Source organism: Paenibacillus sp. JGP012, assembly GCF_014203995.1.
Classification (GTDB): domain Bacteria; phylum Bacillota; class Bacilli; order Paenibacillales; family Paenibacillaceae; genus Paenibacillus; species Paenibacillus silvae.
This window is the reverse complement of sequence record NZ_JACHKG010000041.1, coordinates 32,965-44,643: the sequence shown is the minus strand read 5'-3', so window position 1 is coordinate 44,643 and position 11,679 is coordinate 32,965. Positions and strand designations below refer to the sequence as shown.

At 47.5% G+C, this 11,679-nt stretch carries 9 protein-coding genes; 2 read left to right on the top strand and 7 right to left on the bottom strand.

The window, feature by feature from the left end:
• Nucleotides 1-117 precede the first annotated feature (117 nt).
• The 4 genes from HNR77_RS27510 to HNR77_RS27495 form a co-directional block, all read right to left on the bottom strand.
• Nucleotides 118-1,536 (bottom strand): helix-turn-helix domain-containing protein, encoded by a 1,419-nt coding sequence (locus HNR77_RS27510; protein WP_184190962.1) that lies wholly within the window; start codon nt 1,534-1,536, stop codon nt 118-120.
• Between the two features lie 272 nt (nt 1,537-1,808).
• On the bottom strand, nt 1,809-3,095 hold the full coding sequence (locus HNR77_RS27505) for a DUF5050 domain-containing protein (RefSeq protein WP_184190960.1): 1,287 nt from the start codon (nt 3,093-3,095) through the stop codon (nt 1,809-1,811).
• Between the two features lie 112 nt (nt 3,096-3,207).
• A complete protein-coding gene (locus HNR77_RS27500) occupies nt 3,208-4,041 on the bottom strand; it encodes an ABC transporter permease subunit (protein WP_184190958.1) in 834 nt (277 codons plus the stop codon).
• Entirely contained in the window at nt 4,034-4,936 is a 903-nt protein-coding gene (locus tag HNR77_RS27495) for an ABC transporter ATP-binding protein (RefSeq protein WP_184190956.1), read from the bottom strand. Before HNR77_RS27495 ends, HNR77_RS27500 begins: the two co-directional genes overlap by 8 nt.
• A gap of 397 nt (nt 4,937-5,333) precedes the next feature.
• Between HNR77_RS27495 and HNR77_RS27490 the strand changes: the two genes are divergently transcribed.
• Nucleotides 5,334-7,169 (top strand): HSP90 family protein, encoded by a 1,836-nt coding sequence (locus tag HNR77_RS27490; protein ID WP_184190954.1) that lies wholly within the window; start codon nt 5,334-5,336, stop codon nt 7,167-7,169.
• The gene (locus HNR77_RS27485) at nt 7,169-8,224 is read left to right on the top strand and encodes a hypothetical protein (protein ID WP_184190952.1); all 1,056 of its coding nucleotides are present in this window, start codon (nt 7,169-7,171) and stop codon (nt 8,222-8,224) included. Before HNR77_RS27490 ends, HNR77_RS27485 begins: the two co-directional genes overlap by 1 nt.
• A 71-nt stretch (nt 8,225-8,295) precedes the next feature.
• Here the strand turns inward: HNR77_RS27485 and HNR77_RS27480 are convergent, their stop codons facing one another.
• The 3 genes from HNR77_RS27480 to HNR77_RS27470 are packed head-to-tail and all read right to left on the bottom strand — an operon-like array spanning nt 8,296 to nt 11,571.
• On the bottom strand, nt 8,296-10,527 hold the full coding sequence (locus tag HNR77_RS27480) for a serine hydrolase domain-containing protein (RefSeq protein ID WP_311768685.1): 2,232 nt from the start codon (nt 10,525-10,527) through the stop codon (nt 8,296-8,298).
• Nucleotides 10,528-10,576: 49 nt separating this feature from the next.
• A complete protein-coding gene (locus HNR77_RS27475) occupies nt 10,577-11,344 on the bottom strand; it encodes a DUF3169 family protein (RefSeq protein ID WP_184190950.1) in 768 nt (255 codons plus the stop codon).
• A complete protein-coding gene (locus HNR77_RS27470) occupies nt 11,344-11,571 on the bottom strand; it encodes a helix-turn-helix transcriptional regulator (RefSeq protein WP_111270466.1) in 228 nt (75 codons plus the stop codon). The genes HNR77_RS27475 and HNR77_RS27470 overlap by 1 nt, the downstream gene beginning before the upstream one ends.
• Between the last annotated feature and the right edge of the window lie 108 nt (nt 11,572-11,679).

Genomic DNA, 11,679 nt, shown 5'->3' with positions numbered 1-11,679 from the left:
ATGATACTTTAATTATAAGCGAAAAAGGTACAGTCTCCACAATTTTCTTGAGAGCTGTACCTTTAACATGGAATGGACTTTTTCAGTGGCCTCTCTGCCTGAGAGGGTCTTTTTGTATTATTGTCCGATCACACTAAGGCTGGATTTTTTCACATGTGCAGAAGCTCGGGATGCCGCGGGCTCCACTGTGTTGCCTTTTTGCATCCGACGGGAAGGCATCCATGATTTGCTGCCACGAGTTTGCAATGGGCATGATGCCCCGCGAGTGTTTACTTGCTCTGCCCAAACGGTATGTTTCCGCTCCTGATGGGAATCATGAGATGCTCCAGCTTCCAGCTGTTGGAACGCTGCCTGCTTCAGGTACAGCTTGGCTTGCGGCTCGCGGCCAGTGAGCTCAGCCAGGCGTAAGCAGGTCTGCCTCCAGTCGCTTGTTACTTCGATCATGACGGTGGGAGCAATATTTTTCAGATGTTCATAATACGGTTCACAGGAAGCATCCCCGATAATCAGATCAGGCTTGGCGCGGCGTAGCCGATCGAGCTTGCTCGTTAACGCAGGTGTTTGCGCTGCGGGTTTTGCCGAAGTGGCTGCAATGGCTTGATTGGTTTTTGGATGAAAACTCAAATTCAGTGATTCAACAGGCTGCAATCCTAACGAGCCTAGCTGTTCATCCAGGCCAATGCTGGACACTATAGCAACTCTTAAACGGTTTTTCTTCATATATATACTTGGTGCAATACCAAGCAGCTGTTTGAACTTGCGGCTAAAATAATATTCATTGCCATAACCGAGCGATTCGGCTACATCTTTGAGCGCGCAGTTATCCTCAGTTAATTGTTTCTTTGCTTCTTCAATACGCAGCTGGTTCAAATAATCGGTAGGAGACATGCCCTTGGCTTTTTTGAAACTGCGAGAGTATGAGCTTGGGGTGAGCCCCGCAATTTTCGCCAGATGATCCATGCTGATGCCTTCACTCATGAACCGTCGCATATAAGTAATGCTGCGTTCTACCGCAGGATCTACCTTTTCAAGATTAGCTTCCAGACGGTGTTCAGACAGGAAGTGCAGCAGCTCATGCAGCTGGCTATGTATGCTTATAAAGTAATCCGCATGCTCGCCACGATAACAGTCGTAAAGCTTGCTCATGCGTGATGCGGCCTCGTGTTCGTTTCGAATTCGTATTTTACCTGTTTGCCAATCCGAGGGCAGAGAGAGGGCGGGAGTCATTTGCCACTGACCACGTACTCGCTTCATTCGCATATGCTCCATACTTAACATTAGAAATTCGGTCATATCTGAATGGGATACTGCTTCGATTGTGGTACCTTGTTTAATCATAAACAATTCTCCGGCTTGTGCTTCATGCACGATATCATCCAGAGCCAGCAGGCCTTTGCCTTGTAAAATAAGACAAAGTATGGGCCGGGTTACCGTCATGCCTTGTACACGAAAATGTCTTCTGCGGCGTACACGGCACATTGAAGAGAGCAGTGGCAGAGAAGAGGTTTCGGTTAATTGGGGAAACGATTCATTCATTCGGACCATCCTTTTGTCTTATTTTCTTAATGATAACAATTATCATTCTCAAATGGAAGGCGTTTTGAAAAAAATATTTTGACGAAACACAAAACACGAAACACAAATCATAAATCGCAGATCACAAATCACAAAGCATAAATTGCAAAAAGAAATTAAAAAAGAGATTAAAAAAGAAATTAAAAAAGGATGACCGTCAGCCCTGTGGCTGAAAAAGTCATCCTTATTCTGGCTATACATAGTCATACATGAAACAACGTTCATGCATGTTTTTAATTCGGTGTGATCAACAGAATGTCATCCAGGAAAATGTCACTCAGTGCTTTTTGTCCTTTTCCATTGGCCGCTGAATAATATAAACGGTATTCGTCATTGGCATGAATGTAGAAGATTCCCGGAACATCATCACGCATGTGGAAGGTGTCCCATTCCTCGCCAGCAATTTTGCTGACCTTAAGCCCAGTGTTGACTGCATAGAGCCCGTTTTTACCAGAGATGTAAGCTACCTCGGCCTTGTCATTCATGTACTGATTCATAATGTAGGTGACATTGCTCAGATTCAGGTTGGTCGTTTTGCTTACCTTGGCAGCAGTGACGGTTTTGGCATAAGCTTTTTTGTCCGCATCAATAATTACGACCTTGTCGCTTCCCACCGAGCTGACCTCACGCACACTTTTGGAGTGAAGCTGGAACGTTTTTCCTGAGGTTGTCAGGGCATACGCTTTACCTTTGGTATAGTTGTACTCCTTGTCGGCGTCCAGACTGATTCCCTTATTGTACACGTACAGATTGCTGCTCCAGCCACCTGAATACACGGCATTGACATCCAGCTTTGCTTTGGCATTTACTGCAGTGCCTTTGCCTGTATTGTAGTTGGCTTTGTACATGACGATGGCATTGGTGGAGTAATAGCGCTCGTCAGGATTGGTGTTGACCATAAGCTGTAATTCATTTTTCGTAAAGTTTACAAAATAACGACTCTCTACAGCGCCTTTGGCAAGGCTTTGCACTGACCCTGTGCCGTTAGAGGCTTTGGACGCAACCCAGGTCTTGCCGTTAATCAGAGCGTTGTAGTAGACACGTCCTTTGGTCACGACAAGTAGTGGAAAATCCGTATCCGCCTTCTCTGTGATTTTGGTAGCCGAGGAGGCAGCCTGATCACCATTGGCACGGTAAATGTTACCCTTGGAGTCCAGGTAATAGATAAATCCGTTATCTGCATAATAATTGATTACATCGGTGGCAAAGGTCTCGGCTGCATCACTGGAGCCATCATTCGGAACGCGAAGCAGCGTGGAGGAGGTTGGAGTCTGTGTGTAGTATAGATACGATCCAGCCGCAACCATATCCACGCCTTCAAAATCAAGCAGTACCTCAGTTGTCTGGCTGCCATCACCGGATACTTTGTAGAGCACGCCATCCGAATCATAATAAATGGTAGATTGGCTTAGTGAAGCTGCTTGTGTATTGGTTCCTCCACTTAATGCCCCGACTGCCACGAAACTCAGTAGCAGTAAAGTGCAGAGGGCGCGCTGCAAAAATGCAGACTTTTTCTTCATTTGAACATCGTCACCTTTCATCGTGTTATGTATGTATTGCTTTTTTTCTATCGTAGCTTATATCGGTAAACAATGGAAGATTTGTTAGATGAATAAGGCAAAGAAGATAAGCTTAAATCTGACTTTCCGCGAGCTGCTGGCGGCGATTCCAGACGGTCACCAGACGAAGCAATATCCAGCTCATAAGCAGCATGACGGCTCCGGTGCCCAGAAGCATCCACGGCCCAATCATTAACATGCCCGTTGCCTGACCAGCAATTAGACCCAGCAAGGGCAGTACGACAAGTCCGCCGAGCTGATAGGCTTCCTGGAATCCCCGTACTTTCGCGGATATAAGTACATTGAGCAGAATGACAGCAAGACTGCAGGTGGGCACAACCCAGAGGATCAGAATGATCCAGTTCACATTCGGGAACATCAACTTGTCGAACAGGGGATACATCAGAATATTGGCAATGATGCCATACAGGATAAATGTAATCCAGGATAATAAAATAGAGGGAATCAGAGCTGCGAGCACTTTCCCTTTGAACAAGGTTTCCATGCTCATAGGGGTAAACAAGAGTCCCTCCAGTGTTTTGCGTTCCTTTTCTCCGGCGAAGCTGTTCGCAGTCAGTATGCTGGAGGCCATCACCGGAATGATGAGAAATAATGGTGCGAACATGTATAAACCCAGATAATAAACGATCCGTTGATTGTCTGTGGTCATGCCAGCAAGAGAAGACAGCTGTCCGCCCTGCATCGCTTTATTCAATGTTTCCATAATGACGTTGATATTGTTAATCGAATGCAGATTCATGCTGGATGCTGCCCAGATCAAAGCAGAGGGCACAATGATGCCAATAATCAAGGGTACGATCAGCATAGGCAGCCACAGCTGCACACTGGATGTAACCGAACGGATATCTTTACGAATGATTGCACGCAATGCTTGACGATTATTCATGAGCATTCGCCTCCCTGATGGCAAAATAGATGCTTTCCAGATCATTGCCCTCGATTCGTGCCTGATACACTTGACCACATTCAGTTAACTGCCGAAGCAGCTGTGGAATCTGTTCACGAGAGGATAACTGAAACGTAGCTGAATGTGAATTTGCAGCAACAGGCGAGAAGGCTCCAGTTATCCAGCCATTCGGCATATCTGCCTCGACCTCCAGTCGTGGTTCAGATTGATACCGCTGAATGATCTCCTGTTCGGTGCCCTTCTCCACAATGCGACCTTTCTCCATAAAAATATAATGATCACACACAGCGGACAATTGGGTCAGCACATGTGATGAGATCAGAATAGTCATGCCTTGCTCCGCATTCAGCCGGCGAAGGATACGCAGAACCATCTGAATTCCATCAGGATCAAGACCGTTGGTCGGCTCATCGAGGAAGAGAACAGAGGGACGGTGAAGCAGCACACGGGCAAGGCCCAGCCTTTTTTTCATACCTGTGCTGTATGTGCCGACCTTGCGATGCTGATATTCCTGAATTTCAAGCAATTCAACCAGTTCGTCAATTCGTTCAGCAGGACGTTTTAATGCAAAGGCATCCGCGAAAAAAAGCAGGTTGTCCCGACCGCTCATATTTTCATACAAGCCGCTTTTCTCGGTCAATGTGCCGCAGATGGACAGCACCTTTTCTGTCTCTTGCGACGTATTCATGCCCTGGATCATCACTTGGCCATCGTTTGCCCCAAGTACGCCGTTCATGATGCGGATCAAGGTCGTTTTACCCGAGCCGTTAGGCCCGATCAGCCCCGTCACGCTGCCCTGCTGAATAGTGAAGCTGACATCCAGCAATGCGGGCAGTGTGCCGAAATGTTTGGTTATGTTACGTACTTCAATCATGTACAATCACCGTCCAATTCCTGAGTTTGATGATTATACGTGCAGCTGGCTCCAATCGTTCAATGCAAGACTAAAGAAGTGTATTTTCACTTCTATAGTCCCGGGTTTTGAGTGCATAATTCCCCGGGAAATTTCAATAAATCGGGTCTAAGGTTTGTTTTTTTGACAAGCTGTACGAGGTATCCTTGAAAAGAAGAACTTATTTTATCGTTTCATAGCTATCGTAAATGGCGTAATAGAGTATAGGCCCGTAATTTGGTCTCTGACCTATGGAGCGTATGCCCTTTATTACGATGCTTACATAATGAATTCGTCTAACACATCAGTATGTTCAGTGTGGTTGTCTTGCAACTGCTTACCTGCTGTGTCGGACTTGGAAGGAAAGGTGAATAGATTCATGAGTACACCCAACGAATATCGTTTTCAGGTAAACCTGAGCGGTATGATCCAGATTTTATCGAATCATCTATACAGCAGTCCAAAAGTATTTCTGCGCGAGCTTATGCAGAATGCAACAGATGCGATTACTGCTCGCAAGGAGGTGGAGCCTGGTTATCAGGGAGAAGCTCGGATCGAGCTGACAGGAACCGGGGATCAATTAACGATGATGGTGGAGGACAACGGGGTAGGTTTGACCGAAGCGGACATCCATGAGTTTCTGGCAATGATCGGACAATCATCGAAGCGTGGGCAGCAGGCGCTGCTGGATGGCGAGACCTCGTTTATCGGCCGTTTTGGCATCGGGCTGCTTAGCTGTTTCATGGTCAGTCATGAGATTGTCATGCTGACGCAATCGGTCAAGGGCGGTCCGTCCATGGAGTGGCGTGGCAAGCCGGACGGTACATATACGATCAGGCAGCTGGACACACAATTGTCCCCGGGAACCAGAGTATATCTGCGATGCACGCCGGATGCAGCTCACTATTTCGAAGCGGAGTATGTGAAAGAAGCATTATTCTATTACGGCGCTCTGCTGCCTTATCCAGTCACACTGATTCATGACGGAATCCAGACGATTGTGAACAACGATTCTCCGATCTGGCTTACACGTCCTGAGCTGGCACGTTCCTGCCGGGCGGAAGTGCTTGCTTTTGGTGAACGTCTGCTGGGCGAGAAGTTTCAGGATTTTATTCCGCTGACGACAGCTACCGGACGTACAGGAGGTATTGCGTATGTGCTGCCGCATGCAGTGAATCTGAACGCGAAGCGGTCTCACCGGGTGTATCTGAAGCGCATGCTGATTTCGGAGAAAGCCGAGAACATTTTGCCGGACTGGGCCTTCTTTGTAAAGTGTCTGATCTGGACGGATGAGCTGCAGCCAACAGCTTCGAGAGAGCATTTTTACGAAAATGAAAAGCTGGAAGAAGTGCGCTCCGAGCTCGGAGACGCCCTGCGGATGGGGCTGGCAGAGATGGCCGAGCAGCAGACCGAACGGCTGCAGAAGCTTATTCGTCTGCATGCCCTTTCGATGAAGGCACTGGCTGTTCAAGACCAGGAATTCTACGCGATGATTCACCGCTGGCTGCCTTTTGAGACAACGCGAGGACATCGGGAGCTTGGTGAGCTGATTGATGAAGGTGAGACGCTTTATTATACCGGCTCCATTGACGAATACCGCCAGATTCACCATGTGGCTTCAGCACAGTCCATGCTGGTCGTAAACGCAGGTTACATCTACGATAAAGAACTGATGGCGATGCTGCCTCTCATACTGAACAATGTAGAGACCGAGCGAATTGAGCCGGATGAAGTATCGATGACATTCACGGATGTTGCACCTGCTGAGCGTAACCAATATTATGATGCATTGCGTCTGGCCGATTCGGCGTTACAACGATTCCGCTGCCGGGCAGAGGTGAAGGGCTTTAAGCCAGCTGACCTGCCGGTGTTGTTCACTCTTTCGCAGGAGTCATCCACGCTGCGTGCGCTGGAAAAAGCCAGCGAAGAGAGCACAGACTTGTTCTCCTCTGTTCTCGGTTCGTTGTCAGCAGGCATTAATTCAGCGGGGTACTCGACACTGTATCTGAATGTGAACAATCCGATTATTAAACGGGTATTAACATCGCCAGATAACCAGATGACACCGATTGCTATAGAAATGTTGTATGTCAACGCACTGATGATGGGGCATTATGCGATGAACAAGCAGGAGCTTGAAGTATTGAACCAGGGAATTGTACGGTTTATTGATTGGGGTTTACGTGCAAATACGAATCATGAGGGAGATGCCTGATGAAGACAGAGATGGATTTTGAAGATTTGATGGAAGAGGCCTATCAGCTGCCAAATGGTTCGGCGAAGCTCGGTCTGCTGGAGGAAGCAGCGCGGGTAGCCGATGTCAATGGCATGGTGGAAGAGGCATACGAAGCACGCTCAGAGATTGTGGATGTAGCTACCTTCTGTGGGTATCCGATGAAAGCTTTGATCGCTTTCTCCTGGCAGCTTGGCAAGTTTGATCAGCAGCCAGACATGTATGATGAAGAGACGTTACTGTGGTCGTACAAATGGATTCTTGGCAAAATGCCCGATTTTCCGGAGATTTCACGCGAGAAGATTATGGAGCTGCTGGAGGACTTCGGAGCACGGTTCAAGTCCTATGGGTACAGCGAGCGTTCATACTGGTACTATCGTTTCCGCATCTTTATGGATTTTGGCGAACTGGAGGAAGCGGGACGCAGCTATGACAAGTTCAGAACGTTGGACCGCGACTTCATGAGTGACTGCGAGGCGTGTGAGCAGGATGAGATTATGCGTTATTTTATGTTAAAAGGAGACGACGAGAAGGTGCTGGAAGTGGCCAAGCCGATTCTCAAAGGACGCATGAGCTGTGCGGAGATCCCACACCTGACCTTGTCCGAAGTTCTGATGCCGCTGTATCGTCTGGGACGGAAGGATGAAGCAGATAAACATCAGGTTAAAGGATATCGCTTGATCAAAGGTGAAAATGATTTCGTGCAGAGTTTTTCAGAGCAGATGGAGTATCTCACACTTACGAATCCGGCTAAAGGGATTGATATCCTCGAAGAAACACTGGTGCTTGCAGCCGATCATGAAGATGCATATGCCAAAATGATGTATTATGCGAAGGCAGCTTCGTTATTGCGGCGCTGGACTGAAGAAAAAGACGCGGAAGGGTACCGCTTGCGTCTGCCAGCTTCCTTCCCGTATGAAGGAGACCCTGGAGACCTGCTCAAACTCGCAGATTATTTTGAAGAGCATGCCCGGGCTACCGCAATCAAGTTTGATCAGCGTAATGGAAACACCCATGTATCCTCGTTAATTGCATAATTTAAAAGGCTTGTTCGTGAAGGGGAATCCCTTTCGAACAAGCCTTTTTGCTGTTTACTTTTATGGCCTATTTATTGAACCGATGTTGCTGGAGGAGCGCTCTCTGTTGTTGGAATCGGTGTAGTCTCTGGCTTGCTCTCAGGCGTTTCAGCTTCCTTAGCGGCTTCCTCCGCTGATGGCAGCTGTGGTTGCTCTGGCTGCTGTGCAGCCATCAATTCAGCGACGATGCGATCTGTCGGCTGGGTGATTAACGCATACATAATCGCAGCGTGTTCCTGGCGAATGAGAGGTTTGCGTGACAGGAAGTCCGCTGAACCGTCCTCCAGGATTTTAACCTCAGGGCCGTAGATGCCCAGCTTCACCATCATTTGCACCGCAGGCACAGCCCAAGCATCGGTATGGCCTGCAAGCTTAACTTCCTTGAACAGTTCGCTTGAATACTGCAGCTGCAAAGCTCGCCACATCATCACCGCCGCTTCCTGCCGAACGATAGCTTGATCCGGTTTGAACTGTTTCTCATCCGCGCCTGTAATCAGACCCATCTCATAGCCAAGCTGGATATAGCCAGCTGCCGAATGATCTGCCCAGTCGGTATTCGAAGGCGGTGTTGTTTTGCTTGGTTTGAGCCCGCTTAAATTCAGAATATCCTTGATAAATTCAGCTCGGGTTACTGCTGTTTTGGGCTGGAAGGAATGGTTCGCTTCATTCTCCAGATATCCAAGAGATTGCAAACCATGGATGGCTTGAGCATAAGGACTGTTGTTCGGAACATCCCGGAAACCAGCAGCTTTTTGCCCTTTTTTAGCATACCCGAATGGGTTGAGATAAGGCTCTCTCATGTAAGTGGTTCCATCTTCGTATGTTTTGAATGCCGTGAACTGTCCGGTTAATTCATCTTTGAACAGATTGTCTTCCAGTTGAATCAGCTTGCGTTCGCCAATGAACGGATCACTAATGCTGAGCGCACTGGATGTTTCGCCGCCAGCTTGCAGCTTGCTGATGATTGTGCTGATCCGAAGGTCAGCATATAATCCGTTAAAACGCTGCAGCTCTTCCGCAGATTGCGGTGTGTATTCCTTGAACGGTACTGGTTTGGCGTATTGCGGATAGAAATGCTGAATAAAGGCCGTGTAAAGCATACTGCGAAGAGCCCCGTTCTGATTATACGTCAGGAAGACACCTGTGTTCTGCTCGGGAATAAAGAAGAGATAAGAGCTGTAACCTGTCAGGTCGCCTGCTTTGGTAATCACACTGGAACTGCTTCCTGCCCCTGGAATCTGGAAGGGAGCTTCAAAACCATATGTTGTGTCGGGCATGAGCGGATGAATGGAGGAACGATACTGCTCCATGCTTTTCACAGTAGCAGGTTTCAAAATCTGTTGATTATCCTTCTTGCCGTCATTCAGAAAGGCGATCATAAACTTGCCGATGTCATCTGCGGTAGACAGCATGCCGCCTTGAGGCAGCGGATTTGGATCAATGAAGTACAGGTCACCCGGCTTGTGTGATGCATCATAACCGGTTGCGAGTTGATTTTGAAATTTTTCATTTAGCAGAAAGCTGCTATTGTTCATGCCCAGCGGTTTAAAGATATGCTCTTGCATGTACGTTTCAAACGGCTCGCCGCTGACATTTTCCACAATCAACCCAAGCAGCAAAAACGAGAAGTTATCATACATGTAGGCGCTACCAGGCTTTCGTACAACAGGAGGCATGTGCTGCTTCGCATAGTCCTCCATCGTTATGTACTTGTCAGGGTCTGTGTGGATGTCTTCCAGCTGTGGATCACGAATCTCAAATCCGGTCGTATGTGTCAGCAGGTGTTCTACGGTTACAGGAGTGTCAAATGGATTCTCGAATTGCAAACCTTTTACATAGGTCTGAAAATCGGCCTTCAGGTCCACCTTGCCTTGCTCCACAAGCTGCATGACCGCAGCGGCTGTAAAGGTTTTGGAGACAGAGGCGACACGAAAAGCGGTGTTCTTCGGATCGACAGGTGTTTTTTGCTCCAGATCGGCATAGCCGTATCCTTTTTCAATCAGCACTTGACCATCCTTTACCACAACAACTGAAGCACCAACATAGTGTGGCTTGGTTTCAGGCGATGCGAAGAATTCGTCCAGAAAAGCGGTGGCAGACTCCGTGTTCAGTGTTACCGGCTTTTCATTGTCAGCTGCTGATGAAGATGTCTCTGCTTGCACTTGGGGTACCAAGAGGCTTAGGGACAGAACTGCCGCCAACATTGCGCTGGTCAGGGCCGTCCAGGTGGAACGGGTAGTACGATTTCGATAAAATAAATTCACGTCATCACTCCTTTAGTTATTTTTACCAAAGCAGGCTGTTCACTGTGTATTACTGGTTCTGGGCGCGATAGGTTTCACGAAAATAAACGCCGATGTTAATCATCCAGATGCCAGCCAGCAGCACGATTGGGAAAGCGGTAAAGGTAAAGAGTACAGAATATAACACCAATGCAGCCATTCCAATGCCCAGAAGCAGGTTCATCATCTGAAACGAACGATAGGCTGCGCGATAGACAATCCACTTTTCACCTTCATCCATTTTTTTAAAATGATTTTTTCTCATATTTAATGAATCTAAATCCAGAGCACGATCAGGGAAATATCGATTATATCGCTTGATTGTGAGGTTCTGCAGAACAACGACGACAATGATCGAGATACATGAGGCAACAAGATTCCCGAGAATAAATAGATTTGGAGATTCAGCAGCGTGGCTGTTTGCCTCGTATAAAGACAAAGCCAAGGCAACCCATGCGAATGCTGTAATGACCCCGAAGCTGCTAAGCATTAAGGCTCTTCCCAGCGAACGTTCCGCAGGGGAACTCAGGGAGGTACTATCATCTGTAAAGTCTGCATCCGGTTCCTCGAGGCGGACGGATGGTGTGCGAGCCAGACTAATGCTGTTCCAGATCACCGTTACGAGGAACATCAGAGCAACAAGCAGGAATAGCAAGTCATAGTCATAATAAATGGACGGAGTCCAGTTCAGGTCGGAAGGCAATTTTCTAAACAAAGCTGCGGTCATAAAACCGACAACGGCACCACCGGCCGCGTATAGCGGAAGGCGCATTCGCCGTTTTTTTTGAGGATGCGGCATTAGCTGCTTGATTCATGAGTAATTCCACCTTTCAACTCGAATATTTTTTCAACAGACTCACCGAAAACATGAGCTATTTTCAAAGCAAGAACGACCGAGGGAGAATAATCTCCGCGTTCAATCAGAGCAATCGTTTGACGGGATGCACCGATGAGCTTTGCAAGTTCAGCCTGGGAGAGACGGTCTCTCGCCCGGAATTCCCGAACATGATTATGTAATTCTTCCACATACTCACCTCCATGGTTATAATGTATATGATTATTTTCAAAATGTAAACTATAATATACAAAATGATAATGATAATTTACGTAATTTCTGATTGCGTATAGCTTGAT